This is a genomic window from Pseudomonas sp. LBUM1656, from assembly GCF_059716065.1.
Genome location: NZ_CP166800.1, coordinates 4,780,074 through 4,799,625, shown reverse-complemented (window position 1 = coordinate 4,799,625; position 19,552 = coordinate 4,780,074). Strand labels below are relative to the sequence as shown.

Sequence of the window (19,552 nt, the reverse complement as noted above, 5' to 3'; positions counted from 1 at the left end):
GGTCATGGTCTTCTTCTCAAATTGCCTGGAAATCTTCGATGCTGTCGTATCACCAAAAGAGTTTTCTGATCGTCGATGATTTCTCGGATTTCCGCAGTTCCGTCAGGTCCATGCTGCGCGAACTGGGGGTCAAGGACGTCGACACCGCGGACACCGGGGAGCAGGCGCTGCGCATGTGTTCGCAGAAGGCCTACGATTTTATCCTGCAGGATTTCCACCTGGGTGACGGCAAGAAGAACGGCCAGCAAGTCCTCGAAGACTTGATGATCGAGAAGCTGATCAGCCATGAAAGTGTGTTTGTCATGGTCACTGCCGAAACCAGTCAGGCCATGGTGCTCAGCGCGTTGGAACACGAACCCGACGCTTACCTGACCAAGCCGTTCAACCGCTCCGGCCTGGCCCAGCGCCTGGAGCGTCTGGAGCAACGCAAGAATCTGCTCAAACCGATCCTGCAGGCGCTCGATCGTGGCAAACCGCTTGAAGTGCTCAATGCCTGCATCGAGCTGTGCAAGAAAGACATCCGTTATTCGCCGCTGTGCCTGCGTTACCGCGCGGACGCCTTGCGCGACCTGAATCAGAACGAAGCGCTGGAACGCCTCTACGACAGCATCATTGCCGATCGTCCGTTGCCGTGGGCGTTTGCCGGGTTGGGCAAGTTGCTGTTCAAGCGTGGGCAGGTCAGCCAGGCCAAGGGCATTTACGAAAAAGCCCTGAAGGTGTTTCCGATGATGCCGGCGCTGTATGACGGCATGGCCGACGTGCTGGTGGTCGAAGGCGATACCAAAGGCGCGCAGAAAGTCTTGGAAGAAGCGATTCGCCTGTCGCCGCTGGCCGTGCGTCGGCAAGCGTTGCTGGGCAAACTGGCGATGACCAACGAAGATTACGACACGGCCTCCAAGGCTTATCGCCAGGCCGTGTCCCAAGGCGCGCAGTCACGTTTCAAGGATGCCGAAAGCAACCTGGGTCTGGCCCACGCCCTGATCAGCAAGGGCAGCGAGAAAGGTCTGGATACCCGCACCCGCCTGGAAATCAACACGACCCTCAGTCTGGTGGCCAAGGAGAATCCTTCCGACCCTGGTCTGCAGATTCGGGCGCGTCTGATGAAAGCCACCAGCCTGTTGCTCAACGACGCCGAAACCGCCGAGAAGCTCACCGAGCAGGCGATGATGCGCCTCGATGGCATGGAGCAGTTCATGAGCGCCGAAGCGGCGCTGCTGGTGGCCAAGCAACTGCAAATGCTGGGTCAGGCGAGCGCCGGTGCGTCGATGCTGAAAAACTGCGCGGAAATCTACGGTGACGATCCTGTGGTGATGCAAGGCATCGCCAAATTGACTGACGACCCGACGATTCTCAGCCAGAGCAACGCGGCCTCCGAACTCAACCGTCAAGGCGTGCAGGTGTACAAGACCGGCAACCTGGCCGAAGCCCGGGCGGTGTTTCGCAAGGCCCTGCACATGCAACCGAAGAACATCAGTATCGCGCTGAACATGGCGCAGTCGCTGCTGCACGGCACGGACACCAGCGTACCGTCGGCCGAACTGGATGAATGCCGGGCCTGCCTGAAACTGGTCGGCATGATGCCCGACACCGACGCGCGGTATCCGCGCTACCAGAAACTGAAAATCAAGGCGTTCAGCGGATGAGCCAAGACAACACGACACTGGATTTCTCGACGGTGATTGCCTCCACCGTGCACGACATGAAAAACTCCTTGGCCATGCTGATGCAGGCGCACAGCCAATGGCTGGCCCGTCTGCCCGATCCCGAGCAGCACAGCCCGGAGCAGGGTGTCATCGAATACGAATTCGCTCACCTCAACGGCATGCTGGTGCAGTTGCTGGGGTTGTACAAACTGGGCGTCAATCAGCTGCCGTTGCAGCCGGCCTACCATGATCTGGATGACTTCCTCGAAGCGCAGTTGGCCTGTCATCAAGAGGTGTTCGCCAGTCGCGGCATTGTCGCGACCTACGAAGTCGACCCGTTGAGCCCCCTGGGTTTCTTCGACCGGGAGCTGGTGGCCTCGGTGCTGGCCAACACCATCACCAACGCCATTCGTTATGCCCGCCAGACACTGCTGATCAGCGTCAGCGATGAGGACGGTCAACTGGTGCTGACCATCAACGACGATGGCGACGGTTATCCAGCACAGATGATCGAGCTTCAGGCGGACTACGTGCAGGGCATCAACTACAGCAGTAGCAGCACCGGCCTGGGCCTGTACTTCGCCGGACGGATCGCCGCGCTGCACCAGCGCAATGGCGTGGGCGGGCGCACCCGAATCAGCAACGGCGGCCCGTTGGGCGGCGGTGTGTTCAGTCTCTACCTCCCCTGATAAACACGAGACCCTGTAGCAGCTGTCGAGTGAAACGAGGCTGCGATCCTTGTTTTTCAAGATCAAAAGATCGCAGCCTCGTTTCACTCGACAGCTCCTACAAAGGGATCGTGATTTCTTTGTGTGCGCTGCTTGATATTCCGAACAGGCGGAGCCTATTTTGTACGGGTCGCCGTTCGCGGCTCGCACAATTACAAAGGATTGCGTCATGACAACCGATGGCCAGCGTTCACTCGCGCAGCGATTGACGGGCATTGATGAGATTGAATGTGTTACGCCGGATCTGAACGGCGTGCCCCGTGGCAAGGTCATGACCGCCGAGGGGTTTCTCGAAGGACGTCGTTTGCAGATGGCGCGGGGTGTGCTGCTGCAATGCATCATGGGCGGATACCCGCCCGCACGTTTTTACGGCAGCGATGATGGCGACCTGGCGCTGGTGCCTGACCCGGCGCACATCCACCGCTTACCCTGGAGCCAGTCACCACGGGCATGGGCCATTTGCGACGCCGATGAACTGACCGGCGAGAGCTCGAAGCTGTCGACCCGTGGCCAACTCAAGGCAGTCATCGCGCGTTACGCGGCACTGGGCCTGGCGCCAGTGGTGGCGACCGAGCTGGAATTCTTCGTGTTCGCGCCCAATCCCGACCCGACGCAACCGTTCCAGCCGCCGCTGGGCCTGGACGGTCGGCGCGAGGAAGGCCATTCGGCGTTCAGCGTCAGTTCCAATAACGGTTTGCGGCCGTTCTTCAGTGAGGTGTATGTCTGCATGGCGGCCCTGGGCTTGCCACGCGACACCTTCATGCACGAAATGGGCGTCAGCCAGTTCGAGATCAACTTGCTGCACGGCGATCCGTTACTGCTGGCCGACCAGACATTCCTGTTCAAGCATCTGCTCAAGGAAGTCGCACTCAAGCACGGCCTGACCGTGGTCTGCATGGCCAAACCGCTGGCGCACACGCCGGGCAGTTCGATGCACATTCACCAGAGCATCGTCGAGATCGGCAGCGGGCGTAACGTGTTCAGCGACGAGGCCGGTGAGCCGACGGCGACCTTCCGTCACTTCATTGGTGGCCAGCAGGCCGGCATGGCGGACTTCACCGCGCTGTTTGCGCCCAACGTGAACTCCTATCAGCGCTTGTGCCATCCGTTTGCCTCGCCGAACAATGCCTGCTGGTCCCACGATAACCGGGCTGCCGGATTGCGCATTCCCGCCAGTTCGCCGGCCGCTCGTCGGGTCGAGAACCGTTTGCCGGGGGCCGATGCCAATCCGTACCTGGCAATCGCCGCCAGCCTTGCCGCCGGTTTGTATGGCATCGAAAACCAACTGGAGCCGAGCGAGGCGATCCAGGGCGAGTTCGAGGTCCCGGATAATCTTTCGTTACCGTGTACCTTGCACGCCGCTCTTGAGCGTCTGAAACGTAGCCAATTGGCGAAGGAACTGTTTGGCAAGGAGTTCATCGAAGGCTACGTCGCTTCGAAGACCATGGAATTGACCAGCTTCTTTGATGAAATTACTCCCTGGGAGCGCCGTGTCCTGGCCACCCAGGCCTGACGACCTGTCGTCTTCGGGCTATCTTTTCGGATAGCCCGTTTCTCACCGCAAGGAGCCGCTCGGAACGCCGATGCGCCAAATCTGGAAACCTTTTCGAGCGCTTTATTTTGCCTCGCTGATGATGTTGATCGGCTCTGGCTTGCTGAGTACGTACCTGGGCTTGCGCCTGGCGGCAGATAATGTCGACAGCCTGTGGGTCGGTGCGTTGATGGCGGCCAACTATTTCGGCCTGGTACTGGGCGGCAAGATCGGTCACCGACTGATCGCCCGGGTCGGGCATATTCGCGCCTATTCGGCCTGCGCCGGGATCGTCGGCGCGGCAGTGCTCGGCCACGGCCTGGTCGACTGGCTGCCGGCGTGGATCTTCCTGCGGGTGATCGTCGGCCTTGGCATGATGTGCCAGTACATGGTCATCGAAAGCTGGCTCAATGAGCAGGCCGAAGCGTCGCAGCGCGGTACGGTGTTCAGCGGCTACATGATCGCTTCCTATCTGGGGCTGGTGTTGGGTCAGCTGATTCTGGTCATGCACCCGGCCTTGGGCCTGGAACTGCTGATGCTGGTCGCCCTGTGCTTCGCGCTGTGCCTGGTGCCGGTGGCGCTGACACGGCGGATTCACCCGGCGCCATTGCATCCGGCGCCGATGGAACCGCGCTTCTTCATCAAACGCGTGCCGCAGTCGTTGAGTACGGTGCTGGGGGCGGGGCTGATCATCGGTTCCTTCTACGGTCTGGCGCCGCTGTATGCGTCGCAGCAAGGGCTGTCCACCGAGCAGGTCGGTCTGTTCATGGGTAGCTGCATTTTTGCCGGACTGCTGGTGCAGTGGCCGCTGGGCTGGCTGTCCGACCGTTATGACCGGGCGTTGTTGATCCGCTGTTTTGCGGTGGTCCTGGCCCTGACCGCGTTGCCGCTGGCAATCATGCAACAGGTACCGCTGGAGGTTCTGTTTGTTGCCGGGTTCTTCTGTTCGCTGGTGATGTTCTGCCTGTATCCGCTGGCCGTGGCGTTTTCCAATGACCACGTCGAAGGTGATCGTCGGGTGTCGCTGACCGCGATGTTGCTGGTGACCTACGGCGTTGGCGCCAGTATCGGGCCGTTGGTGGCCGGTGTCCTGATGAAGCTGTTCGGCAGCCACATGCTGTATGCCTTCTTCAGTTTCTTCGCGTTGGTGCTGGTGTGGCGGATCCGTCCGAAAGCGGTCACCAATCTGCACCAGGTTGAAGATGCGCCGCTGCATCACGTGGCCATGCCGGACAGCATGTCGAGTTCGCCGCTGGTGGCGTGCCTTGACCCGCGGGTCGATGAGCAGGTGGTGCAGGATCAGATGCAAAACCCGATCAGCCCGGAACCGGAGCCTGAACCCGAACCGGATCCCGAAACCGATCCACCACCCGAAGACCCGGACGCGGGCCGCGAGCAAAGTTTTACCGAAGCCAGGCCTTAAACCGACGCATAAAAAACGGGCAGTCACCGCAAGGGACTGCCCGTTTTTTGTTGAAGCGTCGTATCAGATGTCGTCTTTATCGAAGCGGCGCGCTTCACGCTGAAGCTGATAGACGAACCGTTCGACCTGGCGCTGCACCAGTCCGCTCATGTTGTGGAAGCGGATGCCGGCGAAGGTGGTGGAGATTCTTTCTTCGAAGTGCAAGTAACGCAATTCTACCGGTGCGGTCATGCTGCCGAAGGGCAGGTCGGCAATAAAGCGGTCGTAGACCTGGCCCAGTTGCAGCCGGGGGGTGATGTCACCTTCAAAGCGCAGCTTGCAGCCAGTGGCGGAAATGTCCAGCAGCTTGCCTCTGATCGGGAACTTGAGCTTTTCGCCGCCCAGTTCGACATCGACCAGTTGCGCCAGCTTCAACGCAGCCCGGAAGGCATTGCGGCGCTGGTGGTAGACCACTTCATCGGGGAGGGTGCCGCGATAGCAGCGATCACCGGACTCATCGATGGTCAGCGGGCCGTTGCTTTCCCACGCGATGCGCACGCCGTCGTGGAAGCCTTCAACGCGAAAGGGTTCGCCGGCCAGCAGATAACGTTCGCCGTCGCGAGGCACCATTTCGTCCAGGGCAATGCGGTTGCCGTCACGGTCGACGTCCACCAGATAGCTCTGGAAGCGCTGGCTGCGTTCGTGGAACGTGATGATCAGCGGGTCGTGGCTCTCTTGCAGCTGCCGCAGACTACCGGCGATCTCCATCGGCGTGGATAGCACCTTGGGTGGCTGCGGAGCATCGTCCGCGTTTAAGGCATTGAACACGGTTCATCATTCTCCAGACAAAATTTGACTGCGACTTGCCAGCATACTGCCAGCATGTGACGCGTCTTGATAGAGCGTGCTCATTAACAGGCTCAAGCCTGACTAAGCGGGCGCGGCTTCGCGAGCATGGAGGTTGATCCGCGGGCATCGTAAAGCGCTGGCGGTTCGCCGCCGGTGAGGATTTTCAGCTGATTGGCCGTGGCGGCCTGCTGGACCAGGATCGACTGGCCATTATTGACGTTGGCCGCCTGGCATTGAGCCAGGAGATCGGTCAGTTTGTCGCTCTGTTCCAGCAACTGATCGCCGATGCTCGACTGGCTGGCGAGTTGCTCCAGGCCGTTACGATTGGTCGGCAGGTTCAGGCTGGCGAGGATTTCGCTGCGCTTGCGGCCATGCTGTTCAAGCAGAATGATCATTGCCTGTTTCTGCGCCAGAATATCTTCGAGCAGCGGCATGTCGCGACCGTGCAAAGCGATGGATTCGGTTTGCAGTAACTCCAGCAAGTAGTGTGCTGGAGCAAAATCGTCGGTGATCAGTTGCAGTAAATTAGTGTCGTGCATGGCTGGCCTTGGGGTTTAAGCGTCCAAAAGCCTGGCGCAGGCCGTGGCCTAGCGCTGGGCTTCGAAGTTGAGCAGTTTGCTGGCTACACGGTTGCTGTCGACTTTATAGCTGCCATCGGCAATCGCTGCTTTCAACTCCGCCACGCGGGCGTTGTCGACGGCAGGCTGATCACGCAGCTTGTCAGTGACCTTCTGCAACTGTTGAGCCTCATTGCTGAGGTGTACCGATTCCCCGCTTTTGGCGGTACTGGCCTGTTCGGCCGGGGTATTCAGCGGCGCGGATTTGCCGGTTTCGGCAGTTTCCTTCGCGGTGCTGGTACGCGTACTACCGGTAAGTGATGAGGAACTGTTCAAACGGCTGAAATCGATGACCATGATAAAAACCTCTGGGTATTTGGACGCTTGCCATGTTTTCGGCTCTCCCTGCGAAAACTTTAGGCCCATTTATCAATGAGCTTGCATGCGCCAGCGCTTGGCACAGTTTAGGGAACAGCCGGGCGGCGCGCCATCTTTCACCCTCAGATCGTTCTACATGGCTACTTCCACCTGGCCCGGCGCCATGACTTGCGCCTTGATGACCCGCTGGGAGTTGAGGTTTTTCACCCGAATCTGTTCACGCAGGCCGCCGTTGGACAGGGCTTCGCCCGGCATACGCACACTGAGCGTACCACTGCGGGCGGTAATCACCACTTGATCGCCCTTGCTGATGACCTCCGCCTGTTCAAGATGAACCAGCGTCAGCACCTGATTGGCAACCGTTGGTCGGGTAAGTTTCTGCCCGATGGCCTGTTCCATGGAGGTGAAATAACCCTGGTTGATCAGGCTGATGTCCCGCTCGCGCAGCATGACATCGCCGGGCTCGATGACCCCAGCGCGCTTGAGCGGCCGCGTGGTCGTGACAACGTCCCGAAACAGGCGGACTTGAGCGGGTACGAAGACCGTCCAGGGGGACGTACTGTCGCAGCGGACCTTGACCGTGACCCGTCCGATCGGGGTCGCCGGACTCTCCAGGGTGGCTGTCAATTCCTTGTCGCACATGGGCATGCGCAGTCGCGGATCGAGCTGGTTGACCTCGATTTCGTAGCGGCCTTCCGTTTGACTGGTGGCCAAATAGTCCTCTACGGTGAATTCAAGAAAGCCCTGAGTGACGCCGATAAGCATGTCAGGCAAGGTAACCGCGTCAGCAAGGGCAGGGCTGCCAGCGTTGAACAGGCAAACGGCCGACATCGCGCAAAGCCATTTGCGGGAAGTTGATGTCAGGCGTCGGAAAAATGTCGGTTCTGTGTTCATAAGAGTTAAAAAGCAAGCGCCGTGCCGTTTAGCAATAAATGTGCGTCGCAACACACTTAAGCGTTGGTGTAGGAGTCTGTGCATGGCTGGTGTAATGGATGCGGTAAACCAGCGCACGCAACTGGTTGGGCAGAATCGCCTTGAGCTGTTGTTGTTCCGTCTCGACGGCCAGCAGCTGTATGGGATCAACGTGTTCAAGGTTCGGGAAGTGCTGCAATGCCCCAAACTGACCTTGATGCCCAAGTCCAGTCCTGTCGTGTGCGGTGTGGCAAATATCCGGGGGGCGACCATTCCGATTCTTGATCTGGCGATGGCGACAGGCTCCGGCGCACTTAAAGATCAAAGCAACCCGTTCGTGATCATCACGGAGTACAACACCAAGACCCAGGGTTTCCTGGTGCGATCGGTGGAGCGCATCGTCAACATGAACTGGGAGGAGATTCATCCGCCACCCAAGGGCACGGGACGCGATCATTACCTGACGGCTGTGACTCGGGTCGACAATCAGTTAGTCGAAATCATCGACGTCGAGAAAGTGCTGGCGGAAGTCGCGCCGACACCGGAAGCGATTTCGGTCGGCGTAGTGGATGTCGAAACCCAGCACAAGGCGTTGTCGTTGCGGGTATTGACGGTCGATGACTCGTCGGTGGCGCGCAAGCAGGTGACCCGTTGCCTGCAGACGGTCGGCGTCGAAGTGGTGGCGTTGAACGACGGCAGGCAAGCGCTGGACTACCTGCGCAAGCTGGTCGATGACGGCAAGAAGCCGGAAGAAGAGTTCCTGATGATGATTTCCGACATCGAGATGCCGGAAATGGACGGGTACACCCTGACGGCCGAGATCCGCAACGACCCGCGCATGCAAAAGCTTCATATCATCCTGCATACTTCGTTGTCGGGTGTATTCAATCAGGCGATGGTCAAGAAAGTCGGTGCGGATGACTTCCTTGCCAAGTTCCGTCCTGATGACCTGGCATCCCGGGTAGTCGACCGGATCAAAGCAGCAGATATCAGCTAGGGGCCTTCTGCCCCTGGTGGTTAACACGATTTAAGAGGCGGCATCTTTGTCTACGGGTAATTTGGATTTCGAACAGTTCCGGGTATTCCTGGAAAAAGCCTGTGGCATTTTGCTCGGTGAAAACAAGCAGTACCTGGTCTCGAGCCGTCTCAACAAACTGATGGAGCAGCAAGGCATCAAGTCCCTGGGTGAGCTGGTTCAGCGCATCCAGACCCAGCCGCGCAGCGGTTTGCGCGAGATGGTGGTGGATGCCATGACCACCAACGAAACCCTGTGGTTTCGTGACACCTATCCGTTTGAAGTCTTGAAGAACAAGGTGCTGCCCGAAGCGATCAAGGCGGCTCCCGGTCAGCGTCTGCGGATCTGGTCGGCGGCGTGCTCGTCGGGTCAGGAACCGTATTCGCTGTCGATGTCCATCGACGAGTTCGAGCGCGTCAACATGGGCCAGTTGAAGATGGGCGCGCAAATTGTCGCGACCGATCTGTCCGGCACCATGCTGACCAACTGCAAGACCGGCGAGTACGACAGCCTGGCCATCGGCCGTGGTCTGTCGCCCGAGCGCCTTCAGCGTTACTTCGACCCGAAAGGGCCAGGACGCTGGGCCATCAAGGCGCCGATCAAGAGCCGCGTGGAATTTCGCTCGTTCAACCTGCTGGACAGCTACGCGGCCCTGGGCAAGTTCGACATCGTGTTCTGCCGCAACGTGCTGATCTACTTCTCCGCCGAGGTGAAGAAAGACATCCTGTTGCGCATTCACAGCACGCTCAAGCCGGGCGGTTATCTGTTCCTCGGCGCCTCCGAGGCGCTGAACGGTTTGCCGGATCATTACCAGATGGTCCAGTGCAGCCCGGGGATCATTTACCAGGCGAAGTGATTGGTTGGCAGCATCAAAAAACGGGAGCCCTCATCGGCTCCCGTTTTTTTGTGCCTGATGATTTCCCTAGAACACCTCAATCCCCTGTGGGAGCGGGCTTGCTCGCGAAAGCGGTGGGTCAGGCTATGCAGATGTCGACTGACACGACGTATTCGCGAGCAAGCCCGCTCCCACATTTGGATAGTCGTTGCCAGTGACAAGCGGCAGAAAAGCGGCAGGCGGCGGAAATCGGTTGCCGCTTTTCTGGCATTGCCGCCTTGCCACCGCCCGCAAAGCCCCGGTTTCCGGGCTTTTTTGAATTGGCACGCCGCTTGCTATGTCTCTGTTACGAAAAATCAGGTCACCCGAAGGTTTCCCGACATGAGCATCAGCTTCGATAAAGCGCTCGGTATCCACGAACAAGCCTTGGGCTTCCGCGCCCAGCGTGCCGAAGTCCTGGCCAACAACATCGCCAACGCCGACACCCCGAACTACAAGGCTCGGGATCTGGAGTTCTCCAAGGTGCTCGCCGCACAGAACGAGAAATCCAAGGGCGGCACGTTTGCCTTGAACATGACCAACAACCGTCATATCGAGGCCGAAGGCCTGGGCAATGGCGACGAGTCGCTGATGTATCGCACGCCGATGCAGCCGTCGATCGACCAGAACACTGTGGACGCCCAACTGGAACAGTCGAACTACGCGGAAAACGCCGTCGGCTTCCAGGCCAGCTTCACCCTGCTCAACAGCAAATTCAAAGGGCTGATGTCAGCCCTGCGCGGAGAGTAATTCATGTCCCTATCCAGTGTTTTCAACATTGCCGGTAGCGGCATGAGCGCTCAGACCACGCGCTTGAACACCGTGGCCTCGAACATCGCCAACGCCGAAACCGTCTCGTCGAGCATCGACCAGACCTATCGCGCCCGTCACCCGGTATTCGCCACCATGTTCCAGGGCGGCCAGAGCGGCGGCAGCGATTCGCTGTTCCAGAATCAGGACGCCGCCGGTCAAGGCGTGCAAGTGCTGGGCGTGGTCGAAGACCAGAGCAACCTGGACGCACGTTACGAGCCGAACCATCCGGCCGCCGATGCCAAGGGCTACGTCTACTACCCGAACGTCAACGTCGTCGAAGAAATGGCCGACATGATTTCCGCCAGTCGTTCGTTCCAGACCAACGCCGAAATGATGAACACCGCCAAAACCATGATGCAGAAGGTCCTGACCCTCGGTCAGTGATAAGGGGCGACTCAGATGAGTGTTACCGATACCACCAGCGGCGTGAACATCAAGGACGTCCTGGCCAATTCTTCGGTCAAGACCAATAACACCAGCAGCGACGGCCTGGCCTCGGCGACGAACAGCGCCACCGGCAAAAAGGCGTTGGGCAAGGATGCATTCCTGCAATTGCTGGTCACCCAGCTGAAAAACCAGAACCCGCTTGAGCCGCAGGACAACGGTGATTTCGTGGCTCAGCTGGCACAGTTCAGTAGCCTGGAAGGCATCACCACGCTGAACGATACCGTCAGCGGCATTGCCGGCAACTACAACTCCTCGCAGGCGCTGCAAGCGTCTTCGCTGGTGGGCCGTTCGGTGGTCGCGCAGACCGACACAGCGGTTGTCGATACCTCCAAGAGCTTCAACGGCACGGCCGTTGTCCCGGCATCGGTGGATCCAGTCATGGTCAAGATCACCGACGCCGATGGCAAAGTGGTCCGCACCATCGATCTGGGCAGCCAGAAAGCCGGCAACGCCAGCTTCATCTGGGACGGCAAGAACGATGCGGGCGAAGTGGCCAAGGCCGGCACTTACAAATTTGCCGCCACCGCGACTTACGACAGCAAGGCGACCTCGCTGGTGACTTTCCTGCCGGCAACCGTCAACAGCGTGACCATCAGCCAGACCGGCGGTGAGTTGATGCTGAACCTGGCAGGCCTGGGCAGTGTTGCCCTGTCCAAAGTACAGACCATTGGTATATAGAGCCGACTAACACGGCACAAAGGAGTGGAATATGTCTTTCAATATCGGCCTTAGCGGTCTCTATGCAGCCAACAAACAACTGGACGTGACCGGCAACAACATCGCCAACGTCGCGACCACCGGTTTCAAATCGTCCCGTGCAGAATTCGAAGACGTGTATTCGGCCACGCGCCTGGGTACCGGCAGCAAGACCGTCGGCAACGGCGTGCGTCTGGCCAACGTTGCCCAGCAGTTCGGTCAGGGCGATGTGAACAACACCGGCAACGTGCTGGACATGGGTATCCAGGGCAACGGTTTCTTCATCCTCAGCGACAACGGTTCCCTGAGCTACACCCGTGCCGGCGCGTTCAAGACTGACGCTGAAAACTATGTTGTCGACAACAACGGTAACCGTCTGCAAGGTTACGGCGTTGATGACAACGGCAAGATCATCAATGGTGTGCTGACCGACCTGAAAATCGACACCTCGAGCCTGTCGCCAAAGGCGACCACTCGCGTCGACCAGACCATGAACCTTAACTCCTCGGAAACCCTTCCGACCGTTACGCCGTTCAACCCGGCCGAGCCATTGAGCTATAACAAGCCAATCTCCACACCGATCTACGACAGCCAGGGTAACCAGCACACTCTGGATCAGTATTACGTAAAAACCGGTACTAACGCGTGGACCGTGTACACCTACGTGGACGGTCGTTCGCCTTCCAATCCGGCCACCGAACCTCCGGTGCCTGTGACGGCCAACGTGACCTTCAACTCTGACGGTACCGTCAACACCATGACCGGCAGTGCGGGTTTTGCCGTGACCGGCAAAACCTTCAATCTGACCGGTTGGGTGCCCGGCGTGGTAACCAACGGCAGCGTGACGCCGAAAGTCTGGGGCCCTAATGGTTCGGTTCCGGCCACTGGGGGGGTGAAATTCGACATGACCAAAACCACCTCTTTCAACTCGGCGACTGCCCGTACCCAGCAGTATCAGGACGGCTACGCCACTGGCCAGATCTCCAGCCTGACCATCGACGAAAGCGGCATCATGACCGCCAACTTCAGCAACCAGCAAACCAAGGCCATCGGCCAGGTTGCGGTCGCCAGCTTCGCCAACGAGCAAGGCTTGCAGCCAATCGGTGGTACGCGCTGGAAAGAAACCTTCGCCTCGGGCGTGGCCGGTGTCGATGCACCGAAAACCGGTACGCTGGGTGCGGTAGTGTCCAACTCCCTGGAAGAGTCCAACGTCAACCTGACCAACGAACTGGTTGATTTGATCAAGGCGCAGAGCAACTACCAGGCGAACGCCAAGACCATCTCCACCCAGAGCACCATCATGCAGACCATCATTCAGATGACCTGATGCTGGATAGCGCTGCATAAAGAACCCCTCGCGAGAGGGGTTTTTTTATGGCCGGGATTTGTCTCGGATGCCGAATTTTTCGTTGTCAGTGATGGCCCCTTCGCGGGCAAGCCCGCTCCCACATTTAATCTGCTGTGAACACAACACCTGTGAACACCCAGATCCAATGTGGGAGCGGGCTTGCTCGCGAAGAGGCCAGCCCAGTCACCACTTTCCTTGAGGCAAAAGAAAACCCCCGACCCATCCAGAGGACTGATCGGGGGTTTCCAGGTAAGCGCCTGTCAGCGCTCACCGGCTCAGCTTATTGGCAAGCTTCGCAATCCGGCTCGTCGATGGCGCAAGCCTTCGGCACTGGAGCAGGGCCGGCAGGTGCTGCCAGGACCGAATCTTCACCGTGGTTGCCGCCGCTGGAAACAGCGTTCAGCTTGCCGGTGTTGATGGTCGACTTCTCGGTGCTGGTCGCGGCCAGGGCACGGAGGTAGTAAGTGGTTTTCAGACCACGGTACCAGGCCATGCGGTAGGTCACGTCCAGCTTCTTGCCCGAAGCGCCAGCGATGTACAGGTTCAGCGACTGAGCCTGGTCGATCCACTTCTGACGACGGCTGGCCGCGTCAACGATCCACTTGGTGTCCACTTCGAAAGCCGTCGCGTAGAGCTCTTTGAGTTCTTGCGGGATGCGCTCGATCTGTTGCACCGAACCGTCGTAGTACTTCAGGTCGTTGATCATGACCGAGTCCCACAGACCGCGAGCCTTCAGGTCGCGAACCAGGTACGGGTTGATCACGGTGAATTCGCCCGACAGGTTCGATTTCACGTAGAGGTTCTGGTAGGTCGGTTCGATCGACTGCGAGACGCCAGTGATGTTGGCAATGGTCGCGGTCGGTGCGATGGCCATGATGTTGGAGTTACGAATGCCTTTCTGCACACGGGCACGAACCGGTGCCCAGTCCAGGGATTCGTTCAGGTCAACGTCGATGTACTTCTGGCCACGCTGTTCGATCAGGATCTGTTGCGAATCCAGCGGCAGGATGCCTTTGGACCACAGCGAACCCTGGAACGTCTCGTAGGCGCCGCGCTCGTCGGCCAGGTCGCAGGAAGCCTGGATCGCGTAGTAGCTGACCGCTTCCATCGACTTGTCGGCGAACTCGACGGCCGCGTCGGAACCGTAAGGAATGTGCTGCAGGTACAAAGCGTCCTGGAAGCCCATGATGCCCAGACCGACCGGACGGTGCTTGAAGTTGGAGTTCTTCGCTTGTGGCACCGAGTAGTAGTTGATGTCGATCACGTTATCGAGCATGCGAACGGCGGTGTTCACGGTGCGTTCCAGCTTGGCGGTGTCGAGCTTGCCGTTGACGATGTGGTTCGGCAGGTTGATCGAGCCCAGGTTGCAAACGGCGATCTCGTCCTTGTTGGTGTTCAAGGTGATCTCGGTGCACAGGTTCGAGCTGTGGACCACGCCGACGTGCTGCTGCGGGCTGCGCAGGTTGCACGGGTCTTTGAAGGTCAGCCATGGGTGGCCGGTTTCAAACAGCATGGACAGCATTTTGCGCCACAGGTCTTTGGCCTGGATGGTCTTGAACAGCTTGATCTTGCCCGGGTACTGGGACAGCGCTTCGTAGTACTCGTAACGTTCTTCGAAGGCCTTGCCGGTCAGGTCGTGCAGGTCCGGGACTTCGGATGGCGAGAACAGGGTCCACGGGCCGTCATCGAAGACGCGCTTCATGAACAGGTCAGGGATCCAGTTGGCGGTGTTCATGTCGTGGGTACGACGACGGTCATCACCGGTGTTCTTGCGCAGCTCGATGAACTCTTCGATGTCCATGTGCCAGGTTTCCAGGTAGGCACAGACAGCGCCTTTGCGCTTGCCACCCTGGTTAACGGCAACGGCGGTGTCGTTCACTACTTTCAGGAACGGAACAACGCCCTGGGATTTGCCGTTGGTGCCCTTGATGTACGAACCCAAGGCACGAACCGGGGTCCAGTCGTTGCCCAGGCCGCCGGCGAATTTCGACAACATGGCGTTGTCGTGGATCGCGTGGTAAATGCCCGACAGGTCATCCGGCACGGTGGTCAGGTAGCAACTCGACAGCTGTGGACGCAGGGTGCCGGCATTGAACAGGGTTGGCGTCGAGGACATGTAGTCGAAGGACGACAACAGGTTGTAGAACTCGATCGCACGGTCTTCTTTCTGCTTCTCTTCGATCGCCAGGCCCATGGCCACGCGCATGAAGAAGATCTGTGGCAGTTCGAAGCGGATACCGTCCTTGTGGATGAAGTAACGGTCGTACAGGGTTTGCAGGCCCAGGTAGGTGAACTGCTGATCGCGCTCGTGGTTGATCGCCTTGCCGAGTTTTTCCAGGTCAAAGGTGGCCAGGATCGGGTTGAGCAATTCGAATTCGATACCCTTGGCGATGTACGCAGGCAGGGCCTTGGCGTACAGGTCGACCATTTCGTGGTGAGTCGCGCTTTCGGCAACTTCCAGGAAGCTCAGGCCTTCGGCACGCAGGGTGTCCATCAGCAGGCGAGCGGTCACGAACGAGTAGTTCGGCTCGCGCTCGACCAGGGTACGGGCGGTCATCACCAGGGCGGTGTTGACGTCGGTCAGGGCCACGCCGTCGTACAGGTTTTTCAGGGTTTCGCGCTGGATCAGGTCGCCGTCGACTTCTTCCAGGCCTTCGCACGCTTCGGTGACGATGGTGTTCAGGCGGCCCATGTCCAGAGGAGCAAAGGTGCCATCGGCGCGGGTGATGCGGATCGACGGGTGAGCGTTGACCGCTTCCTCGGTCGGTGCGTGGGCAGCGCGCTCTTTCGAACGACCGTCACGGTAGATCACGTAGTCGCGCGCCACTTTCTGCTCGCCGGCACGCATCAGGGCCAGTTCGACCTGGTCCTGGATTTCTTCGATGTGGATGGTGCCACCCGACGGCATGCGACGCTTGAAGGTCGCGGTGACTTGTTCGGTCAAGCGGGCAACGGTGTCATGGATTCGCGACGAGGCGGCAGCGGTGCCGCCCTCAACTGCGAGAAACGCTTTGGTGATCGCGACGGTGATCTTGTCATCGGTGTAAGGAACGACAGTGCCGTTACGCTTGATCACACGCAGTTGGCCAGGCGCGGTGGCGGACAGATCCGAAGTCGAATCAGCGGCCTGCGGCAAGGTGCCCTGCGGGTTCTCGCGAGTTGTGTCGGTTTGCATGGGGGAGTGTCTCCACATTCTCTATGTTTGTTTGAGCACCTTCATGGTGCCCACCGTTCTGTCCTGAAGCACTACAACCGACGGGCGTCGGGCATAACAACTTCGGGACAGTAGGAAAAGGCTAATGATGCCGCTTCCTTGCCGAAGTCTTTGGTCGCGAGCCAGGGCCCGAAACCGGATTCCATTCAGGGTGACAGTCATGACAGCAACACCCGTACCGTTCCGGCTGTTCCGGCCTAAAAAAACGGTGCCATCCGCAGGTGCGGTTTGGGCTTTCAAAATCACGCTTGGTTCAACCAGAAACAGCAATAAAGCGCTTGAGTTTCTGGTCTGAAATGTGGTTGGGCTTTTTAAGCCAAAACCCTACATGTAGGGTTTTTTTGGCGCCGTGCTACAAGATAATGCGTTTTGGAGGGTGTTGCAACGTACTACCTGTGGATAAACCTGTGCGTAAATTGTGTGTGAAACAGGGAACAGGCGTGTAGGCCGCGACCTAGCTGGAGCGAACCGTTTTTCACCGATTTTCAGCGATTGAAAACAGTCATTCGGATTTTTAAGGGCGCGAACCCTATCACAAAAAACCGGGTTGTCCGAACGCATTTGCCGGCTTGTGTTCTCGGCGTTCGGCGTTTATACAATCGGCCAGTGTGTACGCATTCTTATCCTCCCCAATCATGACAAAAAGACGGGTGGATCCTTCCTTATAAGTGTTGTTGGCAAGCAGAGGTCACCGTGGAGCAAGAAGCCTGGCAGGTATTGATTGTGGAGGACGACCAGCGTCTGGCCGAACTGACCCGCGACTACCTGGAAGCCAATGGCCTGCGCGTATCGATCGAGGGCAACGGCGCCTTGGCCGCGGCACGGATCATCAAGGAGAAACCGGACCTGGTGATCCTCGACTTGATGCTCCCTGGCGAAGATGGCCTGAGCATTTGCCGCAAGGTTCGCGACAAGTATGACGGCCCGATCCTGATGCTCACCGCCCGCACCGACGACACCGATCAAATTCTGGGCCTCGATCTGGGCGCCGACGATTACGTGTGCAAACCCGTGCGTCCACGGTTGCTGCTGGCGCGCATCCAGGCCTTGTTGCGCCGCAGCGAAGCCCCTGAAGTGGCCCCGGAAAAACAACGGCGCCTGCAGTTCGGCCCGCTGGTGGTGGACAACGCCTTGCGCGAAGCCTGGCTGAATGACAACGGCATCGAACTGACCAGCGCCGAATTTGATCTGCTGTGGCTGCTGGTGGCCAACGCCGGGCGCATCCTGTCCCGGGAAGAGATTTTCACCGCGCTGCGCGGCATCGGCTATGACGGCCAGGACCGCTCCATCGACGTGCGCATCTCGCGTATTCGCCCGAAAATCGGCGACGACCCGGAGCATCCACGGCTGATCAAGACCATCCGCAGCAAAGGGTATCTGTTCGTTCCGGAAGCCTGCACCCTGTGAACTCGATCTTCCTGCGCATCTACGGCGGCATGTGCGCGGCGCTGATTCTGGTCGCGGTGCTCGGCGTACTGGCGTTGCACTTGCTCAATCAAGTGCGCAGCGAGCAGTACCGTGAACGCCTGGCCCATGGCACTTTCTCGCTGATGGCCGACAACCTGAACCCGATGAACGAAACCGAGCGGCACCGAGCCTTATTGGTGTGGGAGCGTTTACTCGGGATTCCCTTGGCGCTGAAGACCTTTGCCCAGACCGACCTCGACCTGACGCAGCGCACCCGCGTGCTGCGCGGCCAGGCGCTGGTGGAGCAGACCGGTCCGCATGCGGCGAAGGTGTATCGACTGGTCAGCGACAAGGAGCAACTTGTTCTCACGGGCGAGGTGCAGCAGATCAGCGAGCAACTGGCGCGAGCGACTATTTACCTGTTGGCCGACGAGCTGGTGCGCGTGCCGGTGGCCGAGCAGCCCAAGCGCCTGGCGCAATTGAAGCAAGACAAGGGCTTCGGTTTTGACTTGCGCCTGGTCACTGTCGACCAGGCGGACATGGACGAAGACCAGAGTCGCCGGATCTCCGAAGGCGACACGGTGATGGCGCTGGGCAAGGGCGGCGACTCGATCCGCGTGTTTGCCGGCATGGTCGGCACGCCGTGGGTTTTGGAAATCGGTCCGCTGTACCAGATGAATCCGTATCCACCGGAATGGCTGGTGCTGATCGCAGCCCTCGGCTTGAGCCTGATCGGTTTGATCGTCTATCTATTGGTGCGACAGCTTGAGCGCCGCTTGCGTGGCCTCGAAGCCGCCGCCACGCGCATTGCCAAGGGCAGCCTGGAAACCCGCGTGCCGGCGCGCGGCGCGGACTCGGTGGGGCGACTGGCCTCTGCGTTCAACGGCATGGCCGAGCACTTGCAGCAGTTGCTGGCGATCCAGCGTGAACTGGTGCGCGCGGTATCCCACGAGTTGCGCACCCCGGTGGCGCGCCTGCGTTTTGGCCTGGAAATGATCGGCTCGGCCACCACGCCACAGGCCCTGGAGAAATACCGCGAAGGCATGGACCACGACATCGAAGACCTCGACAAACTGGTCGACGAAATGCTGACCTACGCGCGACTGGAACAGGGCTCGCCCGCGCTGAATTTCCAGCGGATCGATCTGGATGCCTTGGTCAATCAGGTGATCGAAGAGCTGGCACCGTTGCGCGCCGACGTCACGGTGCAGCGTGGGTTGTGCCTGTCCGCTGCCGATTGCGACGACGCCTGGGTCGAGGCCGAGCCGCGCTATTTACACCGGGCGATCCAGAACCTGGTGAGCAACGCCATGCGCCATGCTTCGTCGCGGGTGACTGTCAGTTACCAGGTCGGGCAGCAACGTTGCCGGGTGGACATCGAAGATGACGGGCCGGGCGTGCCGGAGTCGGCGTGGGAGAAAATCTTTACGCCATTCCTGCGTCTTGACGACAGCCGCACCCGGGCGTCGGGCGGGCATGGGTTGGGGTTGTCGATCGTGCGGCGGATTATTCACTGGCATGACGGGCGAGCGTTGATCAGCAAGAGCAAGAGCCTGGGCGGGGCTTGCTTCAGCCTGAGCTGGCCGCGGAATCAGGAGAAGCGGTGAGATTGGCGCAGAACCTGTAGCAGCTGGCGAAGCCTGCGTTCGGCTGCGAAGCAGTCGCTAAACCATGCGCCGCAGTGTTTCAGATAAACCGCGTGCGCAGGATTAGCGACTGCTTCGCAGCCGAACGCAGG

Annotated in this window: 17 protein-coding genes; 12 read left to right on the top strand and 5 right to left on the bottom strand. The window is 59.3% G+C overall.

The window, feature by feature from the left end; translation table 11 throughout:
* Positions 1-38 precede the first annotated feature (38 nt).
* The 4 genes from ACA072_RS21630 (at position 39) to ACA072_RS21615 (ending at position 5,325) form a co-directional block, all read left to right on the top strand.
* Entirely contained in the window at positions 39-1,643 is a 1,605-nt protein-coding gene (locus ACA072_RS21630; RefSeq protein WP_497620468.1) for a response regulator, read from the top strand.
* Positions 1,640-2,332, top strand: a complete 693-nt coding sequence (locus ACA072_RS21625; protein WP_497620467.1) for a sensor histidine kinase — start codon at positions 1,640-1,642, stop codon at positions 2,330-2,332. The genes ACA072_RS21630 and ACA072_RS21625 overlap by 4 nt, the downstream gene beginning before the upstream one ends.
* Positions 2,333-2,642: 310 nt before the next feature.
* A complete protein-coding gene (locus tag ACA072_RS21620; protein WP_497625027.1) occupies positions 2,643-3,884 on the top strand; it encodes a glutamine synthetase family protein in 1,242 nt (413 codons plus the stop codon).
* Positions 3,885-3,954: 70 nt separating this feature from the next.
* Positions 3,955-5,325 carry an MFS transporter gene (locus tag ACA072_RS21615; RefSeq protein WP_497620466.1) on the top strand — a complete coding sequence of 457 codons (1,371 nt, stop codon included), beginning with the start codon at positions 3,955-3,957 and terminating at the stop codon, positions 5,323-5,325.
* Between the two features lie 63 nt (positions 5,326-5,388).
* On the opposite strand, the gene ACA072_RS21610 is transcribed toward ACA072_RS21615, so the two are convergent.
* The 4 genes from ACA072_RS21610 to flgA form a co-directional block, all read right to left on the bottom strand.
* Complete coding sequence (locus tag ACA072_RS21610) at positions 5,389-6,132, bottom strand: flagellar brake protein (protein WP_497620465.1); 744 nt, start codon at positions 6,130-6,132, stop codon at positions 5,389-5,391.
* 92 nt (positions 6,133-6,224) lie between these two features.
* Positions 6,225-6,692 carry a flagella synthesis protein FlgN gene (locus ACA072_RS21605; protein ID WP_497620464.1) on the bottom strand — a complete coding sequence of 156 codons (468 nt, stop codon included), beginning with the start codon at positions 6,690-6,692 and terminating at the stop codon, positions 6,225-6,227.
* 48 nt (positions 6,693-6,740) lie between these two features.
* Positions 6,741-7,067 carry a flagellar biosynthesis anti-sigma factor FlgM gene (flgM, locus tag ACA072_RS21600; RefSeq protein ID WP_109633993.1) on the bottom strand — a complete coding sequence of 109 codons (327 nt, stop codon included), beginning with the start codon at positions 7,065-7,067 and terminating at the stop codon, positions 6,741-6,743.
* A 153-nt stretch (positions 7,068-7,220) separates the two neighbouring features.
* The gene (gene flgA / locus ACA072_RS21595; protein WP_497620462.1) at positions 7,221-7,982 is read right to left on the bottom strand and encodes a flagellar basal body P-ring formation chaperone FlgA; all 762 of its coding nucleotides are present in this window, start codon (positions 7,980-7,982) and stop codon (positions 7,221-7,223) included.
* An 82-nt stretch (positions 7,983-8,064) separates the two neighbouring features.
* On the opposite strand from flgA, the gene ACA072_RS21590 reads away from it, so the two are divergent.
* From ACA072_RS21590 to flgE, 6 genes are all read left to right on the top strand, one after another.
* Entirely contained in the window at positions 8,065-8,997 is a 933-nt protein-coding gene (locus ACA072_RS21590) for a chemotaxis protein CheV (protein WP_497620461.1), read from the top strand.
* Between the two features lie 46 nt (positions 8,998-9,043).
* Complete coding sequence (gene cheR, locus ACA072_RS21585; RefSeq protein ID WP_010457158.1) at positions 9,044-9,871, top strand: protein-glutamate O-methyltransferase CheR; 828 nt, start codon at positions 9,044-9,046, stop codon at positions 9,869-9,871.
* Between the two features lie 360 nt (positions 9,872-10,231).
* Complete coding sequence (gene flgB / locus ACA072_RS21580; protein ID WP_497393621.1) at positions 10,232-10,639, top strand: flagellar basal body rod protein FlgB; 408 nt, start codon at positions 10,232-10,234, stop codon at positions 10,637-10,639.
* Between the two features lie 3 nt (positions 10,640-10,642).
* Positions 10,643-11,086: a flagellar basal body rod protein FlgC gene (gene flgC / locus ACA072_RS21575; RefSeq protein ID WP_010457154.1), complete on the top strand. Its 444-nt coding sequence runs from the start codon at positions 10,643-10,645 to the stop codon at positions 11,084-11,086.
* A 15-nt stretch (positions 11,087-11,101) separates the two neighbouring features.
* Positions 11,102-11,827 (top strand): flagellar hook assembly protein FlgD, encoded by a 726-nt coding sequence (gene flgD / locus ACA072_RS21570; protein ID WP_497620460.1) that lies wholly within the window; start codon positions 11,102-11,104, stop codon positions 11,825-11,827.
* A 31-nt stretch (positions 11,828-11,858) separates the two neighbouring features.
* Positions 11,859-13,172 (top strand): flagellar hook protein FlgE, encoded by a 1,314-nt coding sequence (gene flgE, locus ACA072_RS21565; protein ID WP_403106500.1) that lies wholly within the window; start codon positions 11,859-11,861, stop codon positions 13,170-13,172.
* A 301-nt stretch (positions 13,173-13,473) separates the two neighbouring features.
* On the opposite strand, the gene ACA072_RS21560 is transcribed toward flgE, so the two are convergent.
* Positions 13,474-16,368: a ribonucleoside-diphosphate reductase subunit alpha gene (locus tag ACA072_RS21560; protein WP_497620459.1), complete on the bottom strand. Its 2,895-nt coding sequence runs from the start codon at positions 16,366-16,368 to the stop codon at positions 13,474-13,476.
* A gap of 732 nt (positions 16,369-17,100) precedes the next feature.
* Here ACA072_RS21560 and ACA072_RS21555 point away from each other — a divergent pair.
* Together ACA072_RS21555 and ACA072_RS21550 are read left to right on the top strand one after the other, a co-directional pair.
* A complete protein-coding gene (locus ACA072_RS21555; RefSeq protein WP_074879161.1) occupies positions 17,101-17,814 on the top strand; it encodes a response regulator in 714 nt (237 codons plus the stop codon).
* The gene (locus ACA072_RS21550) at positions 17,811-19,421 is read left to right on the top strand and encodes an ATP-binding protein (RefSeq protein WP_497620458.1); all 1,611 of its coding nucleotides are present in this window, start codon (positions 17,811-17,813) and stop codon (positions 19,419-19,421) included. Before ACA072_RS21555 ends, ACA072_RS21550 begins: the two co-directional genes overlap by 4 nt.
* The last annotated feature ends 131 nt before the right edge of the window (positions 19,422-19,552 follow it).